The organism is Streptomyces sp. NPDC001450 (genome assembly GCF_053597295.1).
The window spans coordinates 25,224-47,528 of record NZ_JBSFHY010000049.1; the positions used below are offsets into that span (position 1 = coordinate 25,224).

22 protein-coding genes and 1 pseudogene are annotated in these 22,305 nt (G+C 72.6%); 6 read left to right on the plus strand and 17 right to left on the minus strand.

Going from position 1 to position 22,305, the window contains the following annotated elements:
* Positions 1-53 precede the first annotated feature (53 nt).
* Both ACWC5O_RS38520 and pdxR read right to left on the minus strand, forming a co-directional pair.
* Complete coding sequence (locus ACWC5O_RS38520; protein WP_450583420.1) at positions 54-1,640, minus strand: alkaline phosphatase D family protein; 1,587 nt, start codon at positions 1,638-1,640, stop codon at positions 54-56.
* A 108-nt stretch (positions 1,641-1,748) separates the two neighbouring features.
* Positions 1,749-3,179 carry a MocR-like pyridoxine biosynthesis transcription factor PdxR gene (gene pdxR, locus ACWC5O_RS38525; protein ID WP_450583422.1) on the minus strand — a complete coding sequence of 477 codons (1,431 nt, stop codon included), beginning with the start codon at positions 3,177-3,179 and terminating at the stop codon, positions 1,749-1,751.
* A gap of 47 nt (positions 3,180-3,226) precedes the next feature.
* Between pdxR and ACWC5O_RS38530 the strand changes: the two are divergent.
* A pseudogene (locus ACWC5O_RS38530) lies at positions 3,227-4,015 on the plus strand (EamA family transporter); the annotation flags it as partial.
* 129 nt (positions 4,016-4,144) lie between these two features.
* Here ACWC5O_RS38530 and ACWC5O_RS38535 read toward each other — a convergent pair.
* The gene (locus ACWC5O_RS38535) at positions 4,145-4,975 is read right to left on the minus strand and encodes an alpha/beta fold hydrolase (protein ID WP_450583424.1); all 831 of its coding nucleotides are present in this window, start codon (positions 4,973-4,975) and stop codon (positions 4,145-4,147) included.
* Positions 4,976-5,081: 106 nt separating this feature from the next.
* Positions 5,082-5,735, minus strand: coding sequence for an NADPH-dependent F420 reductase (locus ACWC5O_RS38540; RefSeq protein WP_450583426.1), 654 nt, complete (start codon positions 5,733-5,735; stop codon positions 5,082-5,084).
* A gap of 121 nt (positions 5,736-5,856) precedes the next feature.
* Here ACWC5O_RS38540 and ACWC5O_RS38545 point away from each other — a divergent pair, with 121 nt between their 5' ends.
* Together ACWC5O_RS38545 and ACWC5O_RS38550 are read left to right on the plus strand one after the other, a co-directional pair.
* Positions 5,857-6,315, plus strand: coding sequence for a sigma factor (locus ACWC5O_RS38545; protein ID WP_450583427.1), 459 nt, complete (start codon positions 5,857-5,859; stop codon positions 6,313-6,315).
* Positions 6,316-6,554: 239 nt separating this feature from the next.
* Positions 6,555-7,313 carry a GntR family transcriptional regulator gene (locus ACWC5O_RS38550; RefSeq protein WP_450583429.1) on the plus strand — a complete coding sequence of 253 codons (759 nt, stop codon included), beginning with the start codon at positions 6,555-6,557 and terminating at the stop codon, positions 7,311-7,313.
* A gap of 147 nt (positions 7,314-7,460) precedes the next feature.
* On the opposite strand, the gene ACWC5O_RS38555 is transcribed toward ACWC5O_RS38550, so the two are convergent.
* Entirely contained in the window at positions 7,461-8,618 is a 1,158-nt protein-coding gene (locus ACWC5O_RS38555) for an ROK family transcriptional regulator (protein ID WP_450583430.1), read from the minus strand.
* 164 nt (positions 8,619-8,782) lie between these two features.
* On the opposite strand from ACWC5O_RS38555, the gene ACWC5O_RS38560 reads away from it, so the two are divergent.
* Positions 8,783-9,226, plus strand: a complete 444-nt coding sequence (locus tag ACWC5O_RS38560; protein WP_450583431.1) for a hypothetical protein — start codon at positions 8,783-8,785, stop codon at positions 9,224-9,226.
* On the opposite strand, the gene mug is transcribed toward ACWC5O_RS38560, so the two are convergent.
* The 10 genes from mug to ACWC5O_RS38610 form a co-directional block, all read right to left on the minus strand.
* On the minus strand, positions 9,187-9,720 hold the full coding sequence (gene mug / locus ACWC5O_RS38565; protein ID WP_450583433.1) for a G/U mismatch-specific DNA glycosylase: 534 nt from the start codon (positions 9,718-9,720) through the stop codon (positions 9,187-9,189). The genes ACWC5O_RS38560 and mug overlap by 40 nt on opposite strands.
* A gap of 92 nt (positions 9,721-9,812) precedes the next feature.
* Positions 9,813-11,255: an adenylosuccinate lyase gene (gene purB, locus ACWC5O_RS38570; RefSeq protein ID WP_450583435.1), complete on the minus strand. Its 1,443-nt coding sequence runs from the start codon at positions 11,253-11,255 to the stop codon at positions 9,813-9,815.
* Positions 11,256-11,314: 59 nt separating this feature from the next.
* On the minus strand, positions 11,315-11,671 hold the full coding sequence (locus tag ACWC5O_RS38575) for a DUF4326 domain-containing protein (RefSeq protein ID WP_450583437.1): 357 nt from the start codon (positions 11,669-11,671) through the stop codon (positions 11,315-11,317).
* A gap of 10 nt (positions 11,672-11,681) precedes the next feature.
* Positions 11,682-12,470, minus strand: a complete 789-nt coding sequence (locus ACWC5O_RS38580) for an SGNH/GDSL hydrolase family protein (RefSeq protein WP_450583439.1) — start codon at positions 12,468-12,470, stop codon at positions 11,682-11,684.
* Between the two features lie 66 nt (positions 12,471-12,536).
* A complete protein-coding gene (locus ACWC5O_RS38585; RefSeq protein WP_450583440.1) occupies positions 12,537-13,550 on the minus strand; it encodes a hemolysin family protein in 1,014 nt (337 codons plus the stop codon).
* The gene (locus ACWC5O_RS38590; protein WP_450583441.1) at positions 13,547-14,902 is read right to left on the minus strand and encodes a hemolysin family protein; all 1,356 of its coding nucleotides are present in this window, start codon (positions 14,900-14,902) and stop codon (positions 13,547-13,549) included. Before ACWC5O_RS38590 ends, ACWC5O_RS38585 begins: the two co-directional genes overlap by 4 nt.
* 158 nt (positions 14,903-15,060) lie before the next feature.
* A complete protein-coding gene (locus ACWC5O_RS38595) occupies positions 15,061-15,486 on the minus strand; it encodes a GNAT family N-acetyltransferase (RefSeq protein WP_450583443.1) in 426 nt (141 codons plus the stop codon).
* A 45-nt stretch (positions 15,487-15,531) separates the two neighbouring features.
* Positions 15,532-16,425, minus strand: a complete 894-nt coding sequence (locus ACWC5O_RS38600) for an LLM class F420-dependent oxidoreductase (protein ID WP_450583445.1) — start codon at positions 16,423-16,425, stop codon at positions 15,532-15,534.
* A 140-nt stretch (positions 16,426-16,565) separates the two neighbouring features.
* The gene (locus ACWC5O_RS38605; RefSeq protein WP_450583447.1) at positions 16,566-19,133 is read right to left on the minus strand and encodes an ABC transporter permease; all 2,568 of its coding nucleotides are present in this window, start codon (positions 19,131-19,133) and stop codon (positions 16,566-16,568) included.
* Positions 19,134-19,137: 4 nt separating this feature from the next.
* The gene (locus ACWC5O_RS38610) at positions 19,138-19,950 is read right to left on the minus strand and encodes an ABC transporter ATP-binding protein (protein ID WP_450583449.1); all 813 of its coding nucleotides are present in this window, start codon (positions 19,948-19,950) and stop codon (positions 19,138-19,140) included.
* Positions 19,951-20,121: 171 nt separating this feature from the next.
* Here ACWC5O_RS38610 and ACWC5O_RS38615 point away from each other — a divergent pair, with 171 nt between their 5' ends.
* Both ACWC5O_RS38615 and ACWC5O_RS38620 read left to right on the plus strand, forming a co-directional pair.
* Entirely contained in the window at positions 20,122-20,364 is a 243-nt protein-coding gene (locus ACWC5O_RS38615; RefSeq protein WP_450583450.1) for a toxin-antitoxin system HicB family antitoxin, read from the plus strand.
* Positions 20,365-20,368: 4 nt separating this feature from the next.
* Positions 20,369-20,743: a fic family toxin-antitoxin system, toxin component gene (locus ACWC5O_RS38620; protein WP_450583451.1), complete on the plus strand. Its 375-nt coding sequence runs from the start codon at positions 20,369-20,371 to the stop codon at positions 20,741-20,743.
* Here the strand turns inward: ACWC5O_RS38620 and ACWC5O_RS38625 are convergent, their stop codons facing one another.
* Together ACWC5O_RS38625 and ACWC5O_RS38630 are read right to left on the minus strand one after the other, a co-directional pair.
* Positions 20,744-21,436 carry a class I SAM-dependent methyltransferase gene (locus tag ACWC5O_RS38625; RefSeq protein ID WP_450583453.1) on the minus strand — a complete coding sequence of 231 codons (693 nt, stop codon included), beginning with the start codon at positions 21,434-21,436 and terminating at the stop codon, positions 20,744-20,746.
* A gap of 77 nt (positions 21,437-21,513) precedes the next feature.
* Positions 21,514-22,200, minus strand: coding sequence for an esterase/lipase family protein (locus ACWC5O_RS38630; RefSeq protein ID WP_450583454.1), 687 nt, complete (start codon positions 22,198-22,200; stop codon positions 21,514-21,516).
* Positions 22,201-22,305 lie beyond the last annotated feature (105 nt).

Genomic DNA, 22,305 nt, shown 5'->3' on the forward strand with positions numbered 1-22,305 from the left:
GCCGGTGCGCGGCACGGCTTCGAGCGTACGGGACCAGGCGGCCCCGCGACGCCCTACTGGCCCACCCGGCCCGGCTGCAGCGTCTGCGTGAACAGCACCGTGCCGTCCTGCTCGCGCAGCCGTACCGTCAGTTCGCCGCTGTCGCCGTCGATGTCGACCTCGCCGAAGAACTGGTAGCCGCCGGCGGGCGAGACGTTCGACGTGGTCGGCGCCTTCACGAACACCCGCTCCGGACCGAACGTGCCGTCCAGCGCGTTGGCCGGGAACGCACCGGCGTTCAGCGGCCCGGAGACGAACTCCCAGAACGGCTCGAAGTCCGTGAACGCGGCCCGCGCCGGCTGGTAGTGCTGGGCCGAGGTGTAGTGCACGTCGGCCGTCAGCCACAGCGTGCCGGTGATCCGCCGGTGCTTGATGAAGCGCAGCAGCTCGGCGATCTGCAGCTCACGGCCCAGCGGGGCGCCCGGGTCGCCCTGCGCCACCGCCTCGAAGTCCGGCTTGCCCTCCATCGGGTCGGGCACCACGAGGCCGAGGGGCATGTCTGCGGCGATCACCTTCCACACCGCACGCGAGCGGGACAGCTCCCGCTTGAGCCACTCCAGCTGCTCCCGGCCGAGGATGCCCTGCGGGTCCACGGTCTGGTCGTCGGGCGAGTTGGCGTTGCGGTAGGTACGCATGTCCAGCACGAACACGTCAAGCAGCGGGCCCTGGCGCAGCACGCGGTGGACGCGGCCCTCCTGCGCGCCCGGGCGCAGCGTGGAGACCGGGAAGTACTCGCTGAACGCCCGCCGGGCGCGCGCCGCCAGCACGTCGACGCTCTTCTCGGTGTACCGGGTGTCGGTGGAGGCGATCACCTCGCCCGGGTACCAGTTGTTGCGCACCTCGTGGTCGTCCCACTGGATGACGGACGGCACCTGGGCGTTGAACCGCTTCAGGTTCTCGTCGAGCAGGTTGTAGCGGAAGTTGCCCCGGTACTCGGCGAGGGTCTCGGCGACCTTCGCCTTCTCCTCGGTGGTGACGTTCCGCCAGGTGGAGCCGTCCGGCAGGGCCTGGGTGGCGTTGATCGGGCCGTCGGCGTAGATGTTGTCGCCGCTGCACAGGAAGAAGTCCGGGTCCAGCGCGGCCATCGCGTCGTAGATCCGGTAGCCGCCGAGGTCGGGGTTGATGCCCCAGCCCTGCCCGGCCAGGTCGCCCGACCACAGGAAGCGCACACCGTCGCGGCGGTGCCGGGAGACGGTGCGGAAGGTGCCGGTCACAGGCTCGCCGGTGCGGCGCGGGTCGTCCGGGTCGGCGAGCAGCACGCGGTAGTGGATCTGCTCGCCGGAGGGCAGGCCGTGCAGCCGGGTGGTGCCGGTGAAGTCCGTGTCGGCGCCCAGCAGCGGGCCGTGCCATCTGCTCGGGTTGCGGAACGACTCGGTGGCCGAGGTCTCCACGATCATCCGGGCGGGCCGGTCCGAACGCACCCACACCAGGCCCGAGTCGTTGGTCACGTCACCCGTCTGCACGCCCCAGCCCGCACTGGGGCGGCCGGACAGGGCGAACGCCGGTGCCGCGCCGAGGCCCGCGGGCAGGGTCAGGGCCGCCGACGCGGCGAGGGAGCCGCGCAGAACGCTGCGGCGGCCGGGGAAGGGACGGTGGGACATGGCTGCGCCTCCAGGAACGGGATCCGGCCAGTGTGCAGAGCCACACCTACTGGGGCGCTGCGGCGTGCACGCGAACCGCAGGTGAACAACCGGACGCCCGGCCGGGGGTCACCCGCCCAGCGCCTCGGCCAGCAGGCGTACGCCCGCCCGGATCCGGGCCGGCGGCAGATGCGCGTACCCGAGCACCAGGCGCACTTCGCCGTCGCCGGTACGCGCGTGCGTGCAGGCGCTGAGCGGCCGTACGGCGATGCCGGCGTCGGCGACCCGCTTCAGGAAGTCCTCCTCCGGGCCGTACCGTTCGGGAAGCTCGGCGATGGCGTGCAGGCCCGCGGCGATCCCGGACACCCGCGCCTCGGGGAAGTGCCCGGCCAGCGCGGCGACCAGGGCGTCGCGTCGCTCCCGGTAGGCACGCTGGCAGCGGCGCAGCTGCCGGTCGTAGTCGCCGCGCTCCAGGAAGTGCGCGAACAGCGCCTGGTCGAGCGAGGGATGGCCGAGGTCCATGGTCCGTTTGCGCTCGACGATCTCCTCGGTCAGAGCCGCGGGTACCAGCAGCCAGCCAAGTCGCAGCCCCGGGGCGAGGGACTTGCTGACCGAGCCCATGTAGGCGACGCGTTCCGGATCGAGGCCCTGGAGGGCGCCCACGGGTGCGCGGTCGTAGCGGAAGTCCCCGTCGTAGTCGTCCTCCAGCACCAGGCCGTCCACCGACCGCGCCCAGTCGAGCAGTTCGGCACGCCGCCGCGCCGAGTACGCGATTCCGGTGGGGTACTGGTGGGCGGGCGTGGTCACCAGGGCACGTACACCGGACGCGTGCAGCGGGCCGAGGGCCAGGCCGTCCTCGTCCAGGGGCAGCGCGACGGTGCCCAGGCCGGCCGCCGCGTACAGGCCGTCGTGCTGCGGACTGCCCGGGTCCTCGACCCCGATCGTGCGCAGCCCGCGCGCGTGGAGCACGGATCCGACCAGGGTGCTCGCCTGGGCGACCCCGGAGACCACCACGATCCGCTCCGGGTCGGCCACCACGCCCCGGCGGCGGGCCAGCAGTCCGGCGAGCGCGGTGCGCAGCCGGGGCAGGCCGCGCGGGTCCGGATAGCCGAGGTCGTGGTGCGGCAGCTCGGCCAGCACGGCACGCTGTACGGCGGCCCAGGCGGCCCGCGGGAACAGCGACAGGTCCGGCGTGCCCGGGACGAAGTCGGCGCGGGTGCCGCTGGAGCGGGGCGCGAGGTCCCGCGCGCGGGGCCGGGCCGCCCGTACCGCGTCACCCACCCACGTCCCCGCGCCGCGGCCGCTGCGCAGATACCCCTCGGCCGCCAGCTGCTCGTACGCCTCCGTGACCAGCCCCCGTGACACGCCGAGGTCGGCGGCGAGGTCCCGGCTGGACGGCAGACGTGTGCCGGGCGCGAGCCGGCCCGAGCGGATCGCCTCGCGCAGCGCCGCCTGGAGGGCACGGCCACGCGCGCGTGCCGGTGCCGAGGCCGCGGGCAGCAGCAGCTCCCACGCCGCCGAGCCCGTGAGACCGGCCGCATTGGTCCCCGATGACGTCATGGAAATGGACCTTAAACCGGACCGCGCCGCTTCCTAGCGTCACGGTCATGAAAGCCACCACAACCCGCGGGGCCATCCTCGCCGCCGTCGCCTGTGTGCTCGTCGGCGGGTCCTTCACCGCCAACAGCGTCCTCGGCCACTACCCGTACGCCGGCGGCCAGTTCCTGCGCTACGCGCTCGCCTGCCTGCTGCTCGCCCCGCTCGCCGGACGGGACGCCGGCCTGCGGCTGCGCGCGCTCGGCGCTCGCCAGTGGCTCCGCCTCTGGCTGCTGGCGGCCGTCGGCATGGTCGGCTTCAACCTGGCCGTCATCGCCGCCGAACACGGCGCGGAACCCGCGGTACCGGGTGTCTTCGTCGGGTGCGCGCCGGTCGTGGTGGCCGTCGTCGTCCCGCTCCTCGACGGGCGCCGCCCGCGGCGCGCGGTGCTCCACGGCGCGCTGCTCGTCGCCGCCGGCGCGTTCACCGTGCAGGGCTGGGGCCGTACGGACTGGCCGGGGATCGCGTTCTCGGCGTGTGCGCTGGGCGGTGAGGTGGGGTTCGCGGTCCTCGCCGTGCCGGTGCTGCGGCTGCTCGGGCCGCGGCTGCTGTCCGCGACGGTGTGTGCCGTCGCCGCCGTCGAGGCCGCGCTCGCCGGTGCGGTCCTGGACGGCGGCGCGTGGCTGCGCCGTCCCGACGCCCCGGAGGCCGCGGCGCTGCTGTGGCAGGCGGCGGTCGTCACCGTCATCGGCTTCGTGTGCTGGTACATGGGCATGCAGCGGCTCGGCGCGGAGCGCGCCACGCTCTTCTGCGGGCTCATCCCGGTGGCCGCCGCCTGCACCGCCCCGCTGGTCGGCACCGGCTCCTACGGCCCCGCGCAGGCCGCGGGCAGCGCCCTGGTCGGCGCCGGGGTCGCCCTCGGCTCCGGCGCGCTGGGGCCCCTCGGCGAACGTCCGCCTGCCGCGCGGCGCCCAGCGCGCCCGCGCCGGTCAGCGGCTGCCGTCGAGGATCACGCGGGCGACCAGCGCCGGGTCGTCGTTCATCGGGCAGTGCCCGCAGCCGGGCAGCCGCACCAGCCGGGCGTGCGGGATGATCGTCTTGGCACGGACGCCCTGGCGGCGCACGAGGAGCCGGTCCCGGGTGCCCCAGGCCACGGTGACGGGCAGACCCGGCAGGTCGTCGGTGAACTGGACGGCGGCGCCCGCCCGCAGGGTCGCGTCGAAACCGGTGGCCCCCACGAGCGCGAGCGTCTCGGCGACCACGGCCTCGGGTGAACGGCGGGCGGGCCGGCCGTAGATGGTGCTCGTCAGCGCGGTGCGTCCGGCCGCCGTGCGCGACAGCCGCTCCACCAGGGGCAGCGGGAGCCGCTGGGCTATGCCCCGCATCGTGAGCAGCAGCGCGAAGGCGTAGCGCCGCTCGGGCTGCGTCCAGAAACCGGCCGGGGAGAGCGCCGTGACGGACCGTACGAGCTTCTCGCGGCCCAGCTCCAGGGCCAGCAGGCCGCCCAGCGAGTTGCCGGCCACGTGCGGGCGGTCCAGCTCCAGCGCCTCGAACAGGGCGCCGAGCACGGAGTTGGTCGTGGGCAGGTCGTAGTCCAGGCCGGCCGGCAGGCCGGGGGACGCGCCGAAGCCCGGCAGGTCCACGGCGATCACGTCGCGCTCGGTGGCGAGGATGTCCACCACCGGGTCCCAGGCCTGCCGGTGGTGCCCGATGCCGTGCAGCAGGACAAGCGGTGCACCGCGTCCCACGCGCGCGTAGGAGACGGTCACGTCCTTCGGGCCGTGCGGAGTGGGGACCGTGAAGGAGACGGTGGCGGACATGGGGGTGCTCCTCGTCTGGGCTGCTGACGGACGCCGTAGACAGCTTGTCAGCAATTACTACCGACGGGTAGCCCCCTGGTGCGGTGCTGCCGCGCTCGTGCCGTTGTCAATGCCCCCGGCGTACCTCGAAGTTGAAGTCCGCGTGCCCGAACTTCTGGAAGAGGTTGAACCACAGGGGCAGCAGCATCTCCACGGCCCGCGCCGACCGGATACCGCCCAGGTCCAGCACCCGGTCGGCCGGCCAGCCGAACTCCCCGAGCAGTTCCGTCGCCTCCTGCTTGGCGCCGGCGTCGTCACCGCACACGAACAGGTTGTGCTCGCCCGGCACCCGCGCCGGAGCCACCATCACCTGGCAGTTGACCGTGTTCAGCGTCTTCACCACGCGCGCGTGCGGGAAGGCCCGCTGGATCTGCTCGGCCACGCTGTCCGACTCCACCGGGTCGAGCCGCAGCTGGCCGTCCTCGAACGACAGGGGATTGCAGACGTCCACCACGACCTTGCCGTGCAGGTGCTCCGCCCCCGCCGCCCGAAGCGCGTCGAGCGCCACCCGGCCGCCCACCGCGTTGATGACCACGTCGGCCGCCGCGGCCGCGTCCGCGAACGAGCCCGCGCGCGCCCGGCCACCCGCGGCCGTGGCCCACTCGGCCGCGACCGGATTGTCCTTCGTCCGCGACCCGAGGGTCACCTCGTACCCCAGCTCCACCAGCCGGCCGGCCAGCGTGCGGCCCACCTCGCCCGTGCCCAGCACCGCGTAGCGCATCGGTCACCTCCCGGACCCCGGCCGCCGGCCACCGGCGGTCCGCGGACATTGTGGTCCGTACCGGTGCGAAACCGGTCGATTCCATCTGGACACCGACGGGCGTGTCGGATGGGGCCGGACGGTGGGCGCCGACACCGCGACCGACGTCTTCGAAGAGCACCGGCCCTTCCTCATGGGAGTCGCCTACCGCATGCTCGGCCGCGTCGCCGACGCCGAGGGCGTGGTCCAGGACGCCCGGCTGCGCCGGTCCCGCGCCGACCGCGAGGAGGTCCGCGGACCGCGCGCCCACCTCGTGCGCGTCATCACTGACACCGCGGACCCGCGCCCTGCTCGCCGACACCGTATCCCTCGCCGGCAGCCCGCCGGGCGGCCCCGCCGGCACGTCGAGGAGCGGCGGCCGCGGCAAGGGTGTGCCCGGCCCGTCCAGCCACCTCGCCGAGGCCAACGGCGCGCACGCGACGCTCACCCTTTCGGGGGACAAGCCCGACACCGTCTTCCAGGTGGACGTCGTCGACGTCGCATCACCACCGTGTACGTCGTCCGCAACCCCGACAAGCTGCGGTCCCTGGCCTGCCACTGAGCCGTGCCGCCCCGAAAGCGCTGGTCGTACGACCGGGGCTTTGCCGCGATGTCACACATGCGGCCGCGTGCGAACGCCTCATGAACGCTCCACGGCGCCGCCCCTGTGCGTTGCCTCAGGGATCGAGGATTGGTCTTGACCAAGGGTTACGGCCGCCCTATGGTCGCAGATAAGTGCAACAACCTTTAATAAACAAGGGCGCTAAAAACCGCCGGACCACGGCTCTTGCGGAGGACAGGGTGGGGACCCAGCAGCTGGAATCGGTGCCGGAACCGAAGTACTGGCATCTCAAGACCGTGCTCAGTGAGGCACTGGACTCCGAGTTCTCGGTCGGTGAGATCCTGCCCAACGAGCGCGACCTCGCCGCCCGCTTCGGCGTGGCCCGCGCCACGCTCCGCCAGGCCCTGGAACAGCTGGAGCTGGAGGGCCGGCTGCAGCGCCGCCGCGGTGTCGGCACGACCGTCGCGCCACCGCGCGTGGGTGTGGCCGTCGGCAGCGAGCAGCACGCCTGGCCGGGGGCCGACGACGCCTGGCAGCCGGTCGACTGCGTCCACTCCGCGCCGCCCGCGGCCGTCGCCGCAGCCCTGGAGACCGACTCCGGCGAGCCCGTGCACATCGTGCGCCGCTCCCGGATGTCCCACGGCCAGCTCGTCGCCACCGAGCTGCTCTACGTCCCGGCCGCCTCGGTGCCCGACCTCACCGCGATCGACGCCCCATCCGGCCCGGCACGCGCGCGTGCGGTGCTGCGCGAGCTGCAGCGCCAGGAGCTGGAGGGTCAGGACCGCGCCGTCGAGCTGGGCTCGGCCCGCGCGGACGACGCCAAGGACCTCGACCGGCTGCCCGGGGCGCCCGTCCTGGTCGTCACCACCCGCTTCTTCGCAGGCGGCAGCACCGCGGCCCTCTCCGTGGCGACCTACCGCGCCGACACCTGCCGGCTCACCTTCGGCGACTCGCCCGACGTGGAGATACACCACGACTCCGAGCAGCGCGCCTCCTGAGCCCCGGCTGACCCCACCGCGCCCCGGAACTCCTCCGGGGCGCGCGGTGTCTCGCCCGTCCACCTTGCGGCTTCACGCACCAGGCCCCGCTCAGCCGTGCTGATCAGACAGCGCCGCCTCTCCCCGACGTGATCGGCCGTTCAGGCCCTATCGCCGTGCCGTGACCGTGCCCTCCACCGCGAACAGCTGCTCCTCGACGTGGTCGAGGGCCAGCCGCAGCGCGCCCGTGGCCACGGCTGCCTCGCCCAGTAGGGACAGGGCCACCCGGGGCGGGCGCAGGCAGTAGCGGGCGAGTTCGTGGCGCAGGGGTTCGAGTACGCCGTCCAGACCGGCCGCCCAGCCGCCGATCACGACCAGCTCCGGGTCGAAGGCCAGCACCAGCGCCGCCACGTCGTGGACGAGGCGCTGGATGAACCGCTCGACGGCCGCTCCCGCCCGCTGGTCGCCCTGGCGGGCGAGTGCGAACACCTCGGCGACCGCCTGTTCGTCCAGTGGGTGCAGCGGCTCGTCGGTGGTGGACAGCAGGGTCTCGGGAGTCGCCTCCCGCCCCAGCAGATGCAGCGCGCCGATCTCCCCGGCCGCCCCGCCGTACCCCCGGTGCAACCGTCCGCCGATCAGTGAGCCCGCGCCCGGGCTGAGCCCGGCCAGCACGAAGACCACGTCGTCCGTCTCCGTCGCCGCACCCTTCCAGTGCTCGGCGACGGCCGCCGCGTTGGCGTCGTTCTCCACCAGCACCGGGCACTTGAAGGAGCGGCTGAGCCGCTCGCCGAGGTTCAGGCCCGTCCACTGCGGCAGGGCCGTGCCCAGCCGTACCGTGCCGTCGGCCTCCACGATGCCCGGTGTGCCCACACCCACCGCCCGCAGCGAACTGCGCGCGACTCCGGCCCGGCGCAGCAGCTCCGCGACCGCGCCGCGCAGCCGCTCCAGGCGTTCGTCGGCGGGAGCCGTCTCGTCCACCTCTTTGGCCTGGGCGCCCAGCACCCGTCCGTCCAGGTCCGAGAGGAGCGCGGCGACGCGGTGGGCGCCGATCTCCAGGCCCAGCAGATGCCCTGCCTCGGCCCTGAACCGGTACCTGCGGGCGGGGCGCCCCTGGCGGCGTGCGGTGCCCTCCTCGGCCGCCTTCTCGACGACCATCCCCGCCTCGACGAGCCCTTCCACGACTCCCTCGACGGTCGGCCGGGACAGTCCCGTGACCCGGGTGATCTCGGTGAGCGTCGCGCAGTCCGTGGCACGCAGCGCGTGCAGCACCACCGCGGAATTGATCCTTCGCAGCAGCGAGGGATCGCCGCCGGTCAGCTGCCCCACCGTCCGTCCTCCCAGCTCGCGGGCGTGTTGGGCGGATCGTACTCGGCCGGGCCCACCCCGGCGAGTGCCGGGCTCCGGCGGCCCGGCGCGGGGATGCCTGACGGCTCGGCACTGCCTGCCTGACGGCCCGCCAATTGTCAGTGGTGCCCGCTTTACTGGATCACATGGACATCGCGAAGTGTCTGGCCCTCATCGACCTGCTGTGCGCCCGGGAGTTCCCCATGGCACACGGCAGGACGGAGCACGGCGAGAGCGGCCCCGGGTATCACATAGTCGCCTTACAGACCAGCGGCGAGTTCTGGGAGGACGACGGCACGGAACGGGAGGAGACGGCGGCGCAGTACGAGGCCGACCGGGACGGCCTCGCGGAGCGGCTCACCGACCGGTGGGGTCCACCGCAGCGCTTCAGCCTGCGCAGCGTCTTCGGCCGGACGACGGACGGCGAGGACGTGGCCGAGCCGTGGGCCGAACTCAGCGGACACGTACCGGACGTCCACCTGTGGGAGGCGGCCGGGACGGGGCGGTGGGTCGCCCTCGGCGTCTCCCAGTGGGACGAGGAGCTGCCCTTTCAACTCCTCGGCGTCGTGACCCAAACGGATCCCCCCTGATCCGACGCGCCACCCGCGGCCTCCCGCAACAGCGCGAACTCCTCCGCCATCGTCGCCGCCGTCCAATGCGCGTTCAGCCCGCTGGGATTGGGCAGCACCCACACCCGCGTGTCCCCGATCGTCCGCTCCTGCGGCCCCACTTGAGCCTTGCGGTCCCCGAAGGCCGCCCGGTACGCGGTCACCCCGACCACCGCCAGCCACCTCGGCCGCCGTCGCGTCACCCTGGCCGTCAGCAGCCGCCCGCCCTCGACGTACTCCTCGGCGCTCAGCTCGTCGGCCCGCGCGGTCGCCCGGGCCACCACGTTCGTGATGCCGAGCCCGTACGACAGCAGCTCCTGCTGCTCCGCGGGCTTCAGCAGCCTCGGGGTGAACCCGGACAGGTGCAGCACCGGCCAGAAGCGGTTGCCCGGGCGGGCGAAGTGATGGCCCGTGGCCGCCGTCATCAGCCCCGGGTTGATGCCGCAGAACAGCACCTGGAGACCGTCCGCGACCACGTCAGGGACGAGACGGTCGCGGGCGGCCTCCAGTTCCGCCTGGGTAAGGGGGCACCTCCCTGCTCGAGCGGAGCCGAGAGCTTGGGGGAGGGTCAGAGGATCGCTCCGGGCGTGTAGCCGGCGGCCTCCGGGCGCTGCTTGACGATCTCCTCGATCCGGCCGACGACCACGCCGACCTGGGCGGCGGCCGCACCGGTGAAGGACAGCTTGTCGGCCATCAGCGCCGCCAGCTGCTCCCGGTCGAGCGGCAGCCGCTCATCGGCGGCGAGCTTGTCCAGCAGGTCGTTGCGCTCGGCGCCCTGCTCACGCATCGCGAGTGCGGTGGCGACGGCGTTCTCCTTGATCGCCTCGTGCGCGACCTCGCGGCCGACCCCGGAGCGCACGGCGCCCATGAGCACCTTGGTGGTGGCGAGGAACGGCAGGTAGCGGTCCAGCTCACGGGCGACCACGGCGGGGAAGGCGCCGAACTCGTCGAGCACCGTCAGGAAGGTCTCCAGCAGGCCGTCCAGCGCGAAGAACGCGTCCGGCAGCGCGACGCGGCGCACCACCGAGCAGGAGACGTCGCCCTCGTTCCACTGGTCGCCCGCCAGCTCACCGGTCATCGAGGCGTAGCCGCGCAGGATCACCATCAGGCCGTTGACCCGCTCGCAGGAGCGGGTGTTCATCTTGTGCGGCATCGCCGAGGAGCCGACCTGGCCCGGCTTGAAGCCCTCGGTGACCAGCTCGTGCCCGGCCATCAGCCGGATCGTCTTGGCCAGCGAGGACGGCGCCGCCGCCAGCTGCACCAGCGCGGTCACGACCTCGTAGTCCAGCGAGCGCGGGTAGACCTGGCCGACCGAGGTGAACGCCTGCGAGAAGCCCAGGTGCCGCGCGATCCGGTCCTCCAGCTCGGCGAGCTTCGAGGCGTCCCCGCCCAGCAGGTCCAGCATGTCCTGCGCGGTGCCGACCGGGCCCTTGATGCCACGCAGCGGGTAGCGGCCCAGCAGCTCCTCGACCCGGCCGTAGGCGACGAGCAGCTCGTCGGCGGCGGTGGCGAAACGCTTGCCGAGGGTCGTGGCCTGCGCGGCCACGTTGTGCGAGCGGCCGGCCATGACCAGCTCGGCGTACTCGCCGGCCAGCTTGCCCAGCCGCGCCAGCACGGCCACCGTGCGGTCGCGCATCAGCTCCAGCGACAGCCGGATCTGCAGCTGCTCGACGTTCTCCGTCAGGTCACGGGAGGTCATGCCCTTGTGCACGTGCTCGTGCCCGGCGAGGTCGTTGAACTCCTCGATCCGCGCCTTCACGTCGTGCCGGGTGACCTTCTCGCGCTCGGCGATCGAGGCCAGGTCGACGGTGTCGAGGACACGCTCGTAGTCGGCGATCGCCTCGTCCGGCACCTCGATGCCGAGGTCCTTCTGGGCCCGGAGCACGGCGAGCCAGAGCTGCCGCTCCAGCTTCACCTTCTGCTCGGGCGACCAGAGCGTGGCGAGCTCGGTGGAGGCGTAGCGTCCGGCGAGGACGTTCGGGATGCGGGGCTTGGCGGGCGCTGAAGTCACGTACACGGATTCTACTGGCGATTTGTGCAGGCCAGCGCCATGGGGTTGTTCGGTGGATGCTACGAGACCTGCGCCACTTCGTCCGTGTCGGCCAGTTCCGCCAGTACGTCGGCATGGCACAGCTCGGGCGCGCACCAGCAGGCCAGCGTCTTTCCGCGCAGGTCCGGGACCAGGTCCAGCAGTTCCGGGCGCTCCAGCAGATGGGCCCGGTACATCGCCATGACCTCGGCCCGGGTGCCGTCCCGTCTCTTCTTCGGTGTGTCGTAGGCGAACGGGTTGTACAGCGGGTGCCGGGGGAGATCCCAGCCGCCCATCGTCCAGCGGCGGCCCACGTAGACGACGTCCGCGGGGGCGTGCTCCAGCCTGGGGCCGAACTCGTGGATCCGGCCCCTGAGGTTGATCACCCGGGTGGTCATGGCAGGGACGCTACGCCGGTCCCTCGTACGGCAGCAGCTCCGGCCGCTTCGCCGGACGGCCGTCGCCGGAGGAGCGGCCGGTCAGGCGGCGGCCGATCCACGGCAGCAGGTGCTGCTTGGCGAACCGGGCGTCCGCGACCCGCCGCGTGACCCACCCGGGCGGTGCGGTGGCCGGCATCGGCGTGCGCCACTCGGCGTCCTCGGGCTCGTAGCCGAGCGTCTGCCACACCGCCTCCGCGACCCGGCGGTGCCCCTCGGCCGTCAGATGCAGCCGGTCCACGTCCCACAGTCGCGGGTCGGCCAGCGACGGGGCCCCGTACAGGTCGACCACCAGGGCGCCGTGCCGCTCGGCCAACTCGTCGACGCAGGCGAACAGCTCCTCCATGCGTGGCCGGAACCGCTCCAGCACCGGGCCCTGCCGGCCGGGGCTGCGCATCAGCACGAGCTGCCGGCAGCCGGGGGCCAGCCGCTCGACGGCCTCCGTCAGCAGGCCCCGCACCCGGCCCATGTCGCACTTGGGCCGCAGCGTGTCGTTGAGCCCGCCGACGAGCGTGATCACGTCGGGGTTCATGGCGGCCGCCACGTCGACCTGCTCGTCCACGATCTGCCCGATGAGCTTGCCGCGTATCGCGAGGTTGGCGTACCGGAACCCGGGGGTGCGGGCGGCCATCCGCGAGGCGAGCAGGTCGGCCCAGCCCCGGTAGGAGCCGTTGGGCAGCAGGTCCGACATGCCCTCGGTGAAGGAGTCGCCGACCGCGACCAGGCTGGAGTACGTGGGAGGTGTGGGATTCGTCTGCATGGCGACAGCGATGGTATCCCGGCTCCATACCCAGCGGTCGGTCACCCCGGGCGATCCCAGGACGCCTCACGCGGGCTGCGCGAACAGCTCCCGCAGTACGTCCTCCATGGTCACCAGACCGGCCAGCCGCCCGTCGTCGCCGAGCACGCCCGCGACGTGTGTGCGGCTGCCCCGCATCGCGGTGAGGACGTCGTCCAGCGGGGTGGTCTCGCGCACCCGCGCGATGGGCCGCATGTCGCGCAGCCGGAACGGTGTGTCCCGAGGCAGGGCGTCCAGCGCGTCCTTGACGTGCAGGTATCCCACGATCCGGCGGCCCTCGTCGACCACGGGGAACCGGGAGAAGCCTGATTCGGCCGACAGCCGCTCCAGCTGTTCCGCCGTGACGCCCACGCGGGTGTACACCACCCGCTCCAGGGGCACGACCACGTCCCGCACCGGCCGTCTGCCCAGCTCCAGAGCGTCGTGCAGCCGCTCCTGCGCCCGGTCGTCGATCAGTCCCGCCGCGCTGGCGTCCTTGACGATCTCGGCGAGTTCGGTGTCCGTGAAGGTCGCCGTGACCTCACCCTTGGCCTCCACCCTGAGCAGCTTCAGCAGCCCGTTGGCGAAGGCGTTGACCGTGAAGATCACCGGGCGCAGTGCCCGGGACAGCGCGACCAGGGGAGGGCCGAGCAGCAGCGCGCTGCGCACGGGCTCGGCGAGCGCGATGTTCTTGGGCACCATCTCGCCCAGCAGCATGTGCAGATAGGTGGCCAGGGTCAGCGCGATCACGAAGGACACCGCGTGGCCCGCGCTCTTGGACACGCCGACCGCGTGGAACACCGGCTCCAGCAGATGCGCGATCGCCGGCTCGGCGACCACACCCAGGACCAGCGTGCACAGCGTGATGCCGAGCTGGGCGGCGGCCAGCAGCGCGGAGACGTGCTCCAGGCCCCACAGCACGCTCTTCGCGCGCCGGTTGCCCTCCTGGGCGAGCGGTTCGATCTGGGAGCGGCGCACGGAGATCAGCGCGAACTCGGCGCCCACGAAGAAGGCGTTGACGACCAGCGTCGCCAGACCGATCAGCAGCTGTACGGCGGTCATCGCGCCCCCTCCGTCTTCCCGTCGCTCCGCTCGGTGCCCTTCGCGTCGTCCAGCGGCGCGTGCAGCAGCACGCGGGCCGACCGGCGCCCCGAGGCGTCCACCACGTCCAGCCGCCAGCCGGCCACCTCGACGCGGTCCCCGACCTCGGGTATGCGGCCCAGCTCGGTGGCGACCAGGCCGGCCAGGGTCTCGTACGGCCCCTCGGGCACGCGCAGACCCACGCGCGCGAGCTGGTCGGTGCGGGCGGCGCCGTCCGCGGAGTACAGGGCCCGGCCCTCCTCGTCGGCGCCGGCGGGAGCGAGGTCGGGCGTCTCGTGCGGGTCGTGTTCGTCCCGTACCTCGCCGACGACCTCCTCGACGATGTCCTCCAGCGTCGCCACGCCCGCCGTGCCGCCGTACTCGTCGATGACGACGGCCATGGTGCGCTTGCCGGAGAGCCGGTCCAGCAGCCGGTCGACGGTGAGGGACTCGGGCACCAGCAGGGGCTCGCGCACCACCTGGGTGACAGAGCGGCGGGGCCGCTCCTCGGCGGGCAGGGCCAGGACGTCCTTGATGTGGGCGACGCCGACGACCGAGTCGAGGCTGCCGCGGTAGACCGGGAACCGGGACAGGCCCGTCGCCCGGGTCGCGTTCGCCACGTCCTCGCAGGTCGCCAGGGTGTCGAGGGCGACGACCTGGACGCGCGGGGTCATCACGTTCTCCGCGGTGAGGTCGGCCAGGTTCAGCGTCCGGACGAACAGCTCGGCGGTGTCCGCCTCCAGCGCGCCCGCCTTGGCGGAGTGCCGGGCGAGGGCCGCCAGCTCCTGGGGTCCGCGCGCGGAGGCCAGTTCCTCGGCGGGCTCGATGCCGATCCTGCGCACCGCACGGTTGGCCGTGTTGTTGAGGTGCGTGATGAAGGGGCGGAAGGCGGCGCTGAACCAGCGCTGCGGGTTGCCCACCCGCTTGGCCACGGCCAGCGGGGAGGAGATCGCCCAGTTCTTCGGCACCAGCTCGCCCACGACCATCAGGAACACCGTCGACAGGGCCGTGCCCAGCACCAGCGCGACCGAACTCGCCGTGGTGGACGAGAGCCCCATCGCCTCGAACGGCCCGGCGAGCAGCTTGGCGACCGATGGCTCGGCGAGCATGCCGACCACCAGGTTGGTGACCGTGATGCCGAGTTGCGCGCCGGAGAGCTGGAAGGTCAGGTTCCGTACGGCCTTCAGGGCGCCGGCCGCGCCGCGCTCGCCGCGGTCGACGGCCCGCTCCAGCTCGCTGCGCTCGACCGTGGTCAGCGAGAATTCGGCGGCCACGAAGGCGCCGCAGGCGAGCGAGAGCAGGATCGCCACCAGAAGGAGCAGTACTTCGGTCATCGGGTCACCCCTGTCCCATGATCGGACAGGGCGGTGCGGAACGCGCGGTGTCGCGGACCGGGAGGATCGCTCATGGGCGGACGCTCACAACCTTTCGTCGAGGGCCGAAGTACTCCTTCAACGGTAAAGGGTGGGCAAAGTCGCCTGGAAGGTCCCGTCTAGTCGGCGAGCGGCTTCACCCAGCGCCGCCACTTCTCTTCCGGCGCGTACCCGGCCGCCCGCCAGGCGTGGTGCGCGGTCTCGTTGCGGACCAGCACCATCGCGTCCCCGCGCCGCCCGCCCAGCCGTACGAACCGCTCCTCGGCGGCGGCCAGCAGCGCCGAGCCGATGCCCTGGCGCCGCCGCTCGGGATGCACCGCGAGCCGGTACAGATGGCAGCGCCAGCCGTCGAAGCCCGCGATCACCGTGCCGACCAGCTCACCCGCCTGCTCGGCCAGGATCAGCGCCTCGGGATCGCGGGCGACCAGCCGCTCCACTCCCGCGCGGTCGTCGCTGATGCTGGTGCCCTCGGCGGCGGTCTTCCAGAAGGCGAGGACGGCGTCCACGTCTGCGGACCGGGCGGAACGCATGCGCAATTCGATCATGGAATCAGCCCATCACACGGGGCTGCTCCCGCCCGGGGAATTCCATCATGCGGACTCCTCCCGCAGCCGGGCCATCACCGGCGCGAACGCCTCCATGTACGGCTCCAGGACGGTCAGGTACGAGAACCCGAACCGCTCGCGCTGCGCCCGCACCCGCTCCACGACCTCCTCCAGCGGGCCGGCCAGCACGATGGGCAGCGCCAGCGCCTGGTCCAGGGTCAGCCCGGACTGTCGCTCCAGCAGTGGCTTGAGCACGGGCTCCGGGTCGTCGGTGACGGCCACGAGCTGGAGGAGCAGGTTCAGCTCGGCGGGCTCCGCCCGGCCCGCCGCCAGCTCGCGGTAGCGGGCCACCCGCTCGTCCACCGCCTCCGCGTCGACGGGCGCCAGCTTCCCCGTCGTAGTGCCCGGCACCAGCCGTGCCCCGGTGAAGCCGACGACGTCCGCGTGCTCCGCGGCCAGGCGCAGCATCCTCTCGCCGTCGCCGCCGAGCAGCAGCGGCACCCGGCTCTGAGCCGGGCGGGGCTGCTGATCCGAGGCACCGAGCAGCCGGTCCAGCTCCTCGACCGTGCGCCGCAGGTGGTCCACCCGCTCGCGCGGGGAGCCGTAGGGCAGCCCGGCCGCCTCGTGCTCGGACTGGACGTAGCCGGTCCCCAGGCCGAGTTCGAGACGGCCGCCGGTCAGCGCGTCCGTGGTCGCGACCTCGCGGGCCAGCAGGGCCGGGTTCCAGAAGCCGGCGTTCAGCACGAACGTGCCGAGCCGGGGCCGCCGGGTCGCCTCGGCGGCCGCGACCAGCGCGGGGAACGGCGCGACCATGCCGAGGTGGTCGGGGACCAGGATCACGTCGTACCCCAGCTCCTCGGCGCGGCGGCATTTGGCCCGCCACTCGGCGGCGGGCGACGGCGTGAGCAGGCTGACCCCGAAACGGAACGGGCGCGGCATGAACTCTCCTCAACGGCAGATGACTTGAGTCGGTGCCCGTGATTCCATCACGCCCGCGACACGCTCAGAAGAAGTCCCACGTCACTCAGAAGAAGGCCCTGTCACTCGGGAGCAGGCGCCTCGCTCAGCAGAAGGCGCCGTCACTCGTGCGCGATCGCCGCCAGCACGTTCATCCGGGACGCCCGCAGCGCGGGCAGCAGGGCCGCCACGATGCCCACCACGGCCGAGCCGATCACCACCCCGACGATCGTGCCCCAGGGGATCGCGAGCGCGGTCATGCCCTGCAGGGCCAGCACCTGCTGGGTGCACACGCCCCACACGAGCCCGAGCCCCAGCCCCAGGACCGCGCCGAACACGGCGATCACCACCGACTCCAGCCGGATCATCCGCCTGAGCTGCCGCCGGCCGAGACCGATCGCGCGCAGCAGCCCGATCTCCCGGGTGCGCTCCACCACCGACAGGGCGAGGGTGTTGACCACGCCGAGCACGGCGATGACGATCGCGAGTCCGAGCAGCGCGTACACGAGGTAGAGCAGCACGGCTATCTGGTCGTGGACGAGTTTCTTGTAGTCGGCCTGGTCGCGCACCTGGACCTGCGGGTAGGGCTTCAGCGTCCGCTCCAGCCGGGAGCGCAGCTGGTCCGCGCCGGTGCCGGCGGCCTTGTCGACGTAGAGCGCGGCGTCCTGGCCGCCGGGCACGTACTTCTCCACGGTGGCGATGCCGAAGAACAGCCCGCCCTGCATGCCGAATCCGCCGCTGCCGCCCTGGTCGGTGAGGGCGCCGACCTTCATCTCGGTCGTGCGGCCGCCGGGGAACTCGACGGGAAGCGTGCTGCCCAGGCGCACGTGGTGATCCCTGGCGAAGGTGACGTCCATGCCGAGACCGCCGTCCGCGAGGGCCGCCGAGCTGTCCCCGGCCGCGTAGGTGACGTGGGCGACCTCGTCCACCTGGGGGTCGTAACCGGCGGCGGTCGTCTCCACCCGTTTGCCGTCGGGCAGCCGTACGGCCACGGGCGCGAACCGCTGCCGTACGACGAGCCGTACGCCCTCGGTGCTCCGGACCTTGTCGGTGATCTCCTGGGTGAACGGCAGGAAGTTGGTGTTCTGGACGGTGAAGTCGGCGCCCAGCGTCTTGTCGATCTGCCGGTCGAACGACGCGGACATGGAGGCGCTCGCCACCGACATTCCGCCGACCAGCGCGAGGCCCACCATCAGCGCCGCCGCGGTGGCGCCGGTACGACGCGGATTGCGCAGGGCGTTGCGCTGGCTCATCCGGCCGACCGACCCGAACAGCGCGGGGAACGCGCCGCCCAGGACCCGGATCACCGGTCGCACCAGCAGCGGCCCCGCGATCACGGTCGCGATCAGTGTGAGCACCACGCCGAGGCCCAGCAGGGAGGCCGACGAGGCGGTCTTCGTGGCCGCCGCGCATCCGGCCAGCGCTGCCGCACCGGCCGCCCCGACCACGGATCCGACGATCGCCCGCGCCTTCAACGGCTTGCCCACACCGGCGACTTCCGCGTCCGTGAGGGCCGCCATCGGCGAGACGGCCGCGGCGCGCCGCGCGGGCAGGTAGGCGGCGACGAAGGTGACGCCGACGCCGACGGCGTACGCCGCGACGGGCGTCGCCCAGCCGATCACCATCTCCGTGGCCTTCAGGTTCATCCCGAAGGCGCTCATCAGCCGGATCAGCCCGAACGCCAGGCCGATCCCGGCGGCGAGGCCCAGCGTGGAGCCGACGGCACCGAGCAGCACCGCCTCGGTGAGCACCGATCGCCGCACCTGTCGCCGGTCGGCGCCCAAGGCCCGCAGCAGGCCCAGTTCTCGGGTGCGCTGGGCGATCAGCATGGAGAAGGTGTTGACGATCAGGAAGATGCCCACGAGCACGGCGATGCCGGCGAATCCCAGCATCACGTACTTGATGACGTCCAGGAATCCGCCGAGGTCGGCCGCGGCCGACTTGGCCTGCTCGTCGGCGGTCTTCAGGTCGTAGGTGCCGGTACCGATGGCCTCGCCGACGCGGCGCTTGAGCTCCGGGTCGGTCACGCCCTTGGCCGCGTCCACCGAGATGCTGGTGGCCCGGTCGGCGGAGCCGAGCAGCTCGCGGGCGGCCACCGCGGGGTCCAGGAAGACCAGCGCCGCGCCCGGGTTGGTGGTGGTGAACGTGGCGATGCCGACGACCCGGACCCGGTAGGTGCCCGGCTGCGCCTGAATGGTCAGTGTGTCGCCGATCCGTACGTGCTTCTTGTCGGCGGTGTCCGCGTCGAGCAGGGCCTCGCCCGCACCGTTCGGCGCATGTCCGGAGGTCAGCTTCAACGGGCTGCGGTGGGTGACGTACCAGGAGGTGGCGATCGTCGGGGCGCCGGTGGTCGGACCGACGGACTTGTTGTCGCTGTCGACCACCACCACGTTCTGCACCGACACGTCCGTGTGCGCCGCCGCGACCCCGTCGACCTTCGCCACCCGCTCCTTCAGGGCCGCGGGCACGGTCTGCACCGCGCCGCTGGGCACCGGGGACTTCAGGTCCTGCTTCGGCTCGACCGTCACATCGGCGGAGGTCGAGGCGAACAGTCGGTCGAAGGTACGGGTGACGGTGTCGGAGAAGATCAGGCTGCCCGCGACGAACGCCACGGACAGGACGACCGCCAGCGCGGACAGCGCCAGCCGGCCCTTGTGCGCGAGGAAGCTCCTCAGGGTCGCCTTGAGCACCGGGTCAGTCCTCCAGGGCGGTGCTGTCGTCGCCGAGCCGTCCGCGCACCACGTCGAACGCCTTCATCCGTTCCAGTACGGCATCCGCGGTCGGCCGCTCCATCCGGTCCACGATCCGCCCGTCGGCGAGAAAGAGCACCAGGTCGGAGTGGGCGGCGGCGCCCGGGTCGTGGGTGACCATCACGACGGTCTGCCCCAGGTCGTCCACGGCGCTGCGCAGGAAGCCCAGCACCTCCAGCCCCGCCCGCGAGTCCAGGTTGCCGGTCGGCTCGTCGGCGAAGACCAGCTCCGGCCGGGAGGCCAGCGCCCGCGCGCAGGCGACCCGTTGCTGCTGACCGCCCGAGAGCTGCGCCGGGCGATGGGTCAGCCGCCCGCGCAGCCCGAGGGTGTCGATGACCTGGTCCAGCCACTTCTCGTCGGGTTTCCGGCCCGCGATGTCCATGGGCAGCGTGATGTTCTCGGCCGCGTTCAGCGTCGGGATGAGGTTGAACGACTGGAACATGAACCCGATCCGGTCCCGTCGCAGCCGGGTCAGCTCGCGGTCCCTCAGGCCCGTGACCTTCGTGTCGCCGATCCAGACCTGACCGGCCGACACATCGTCCAGTCCGGCCAGGCAGTGCATCAGCGTGGACTTCCCCGAGCCCGAGGGACCCATCACGGCGGTGAACCGGCCGCGCGCGATGTCCACGTCGACCGAGTCCAGGGCGAGCACGGCCGTCTCGCCCGATCCGTACGCCTTGGTCAGCCCGCGGGCGCGGGCAGCGGTCCCGCCGTCCGGCGCCTGGCCCGGCGCGTACTCCGCAGCAGGTGTGGACAAGACCGCCTCCCGGTCGCCTGGACGTCCCGACTCCTGGTCGGGGGCGAGCCTAGTGTTGCCCCTCGCACAGCCGGAATCCCCCCTGGGGCCGAGGCCTCGGAGACCGTGTAAGGGGCACCTTCCGCCCGGCGGCTCTTGCCGTTGCTAGCACCTCGGCGCTAGCGTCGAAGCATGGCGAAGACCCAGCTGAACGTGCGCGTGGACGAGGACACCGCCCGCGCGGCCCGCGAGCGCGCCCTGGCCCGCGGCATGAGCGTCAACCGCTACATCGAAGAGCTGGTCAGACAGGACGCCGGGGAGGCCGGCCGCACCTTCGTGGACGCCGCGGCCGACTTCATGAAGCAGTACGAGTCCGTGTTCGCCGAGGAGTTCACCGAGACGCGCGGCATCGACTCCGGCGCGGGTCGCAGCTGATCCCTTGAACGATCTCAGCATCGACCTCGCCTGGCTGCTCATGCTCGCCGAACAGAAGACGCCCGGGGATCCGCAGGTCACCGACTGGGGCGCGCTGGTCGCCGCCGTCGCCCGGCACCGGGCCGAGATATTCGGCGTGCCCGTCTACGACACTCCGCACGCCCGCGCCGCGGCGCTGCTCCAGCTGCTGATCCACGTGCCCGCGCTGGAGCGTTCCAACGCGCTGTTCGCCTCGGCCGTCGCCTACGCCTATCTGGTCGCCGGCGGCCTGAAGGTCGTCACCACACCCGAGCAGGTCCGCGACCTCGCACGGCTGGTCAAGGACGGCGAGGCGAGTGTCGACGACATCGCCCGGGAACTGCGCCGCTGGAGCCTGTGATCAGCGCCGGTCCGGCTCGTCGGGCCGCCAGGCGGTCCCCAGCACACAGAACGAGGTGGGCAGCGTCGGGCCCTTCTCCGGCACCAGTATCCGGCGCAACGGGCCGAGTTCGAACCCGGCCTCGCGCAGCGCGGCAACCGGATCCCGGGACAGATGGCAGCCGCCGTTCAGCGCCGGCCACAGCCTCCGGTCCAGGGTGCGCTGGGTCAGCGTCATCACCCGGCCGCCGCCCCGCCCGTGCTCGAAGAACCGCACCTCGCCGCCGGGCCTGAGCACCCGCCGTGCCTCGCCCAGCGCCCGGGGCACGTCCCGCACGCTGCACAGCACCAGCGACAGCACGACCGCGTCGAAGGCCTCGCTCTTGACGGGCAGCGCCTCCGCCGCCCCGGGCACCACGTCGACCGGCACCTGGGCGTGCCGTGCGGACTGCAGCGCCAACTGTCTCAGCAGCGGTTCCGGTTCGATCGCCACGACCTCCGCGACCGCTGCCGGATAGTGCGCGAAGTTCAGCCCGTTGCCCGCGCCGATCTCGATCACCCGCCCGGACACCCCCGCGAGCAGCCGCTCACGCACCCCGGCCATCCCGAGCCGGGACTCCGCGGCCACACTGAGCCGGGCGTAGTAACGGGCGAACAGCGGGTGGTGGACGGGACTCTGCGCCACCTGGCCGGAACCGGCCGACGACAGCCGCATGGCAACCTCCCGGAGGACGGGCCTACGGAGATTGTCCCCCGTACGCCCCCGTCGCACCCCCGCCGAACGCGTCACGCTCACGAGAGGAAGTCGCGCACCTGTTCGTAGACGCCGTGGTCGTTGTTCATGTCGGTGTGCGAGATGCAGCCGACGTCGACGTTGGTCGCCCCGCTCAGCTCCGCCGAGGTGTCGGGGTTGATCGCCTCGTCGCAGTCCGACCAGTAGGCGGCGTACGCCACGCTGCCCGGCGTCTCGTCACCTGAGTTCAGCGCGGTCAGGAACGCGCTGACGGTCTGCATCTCCTTGCACGAGGTGTAAAGCCACCCGCACAGGGAGGCGACGGAGGTGCCGTGGTTCACCCCGGCGACCGACACGAAGTGGTCGACGTACGGCGTCCCGCCGAGGTTCTTCAGGTAGTAGCGGCCGCCCAGCGCGCCCATGGAGTGGACGACGATGTCGACCTTCGAGGCGCCGGTCTGCGCCAGCACGCTCCTGACCTCGGTGGCCAACTGCTGGGCGCTGGTGGCGTTGGACTGCGTCCAGTCGTACGACCAGGCGAACAGCTCCGAGGAGCTGTAGCCGTCGGCCTCGAAGTCCGCGACCCAGTCGTCCCAGCTGCTCGCCGAGCTGCTGATGCCGTGCACGAACACGATCGGATCGTGGCTCGCCGCGTGCGCGGGGGCGGCGGTGAGGGGGAGTGCCAGAAGGAGCGATGCGGTCATCGCCGACAGTGCTGTGACGATGCGACGCTTGTGGCGCTGCATGATGCCTCCTGAAACGGGTGGGGATGCCAGGAGTGTCGGGACGGGTCTACGCGCGCCGCATCGGTGAAGTCGCCAGTCTTTACCAATCAACTAACCCGCCAGTAA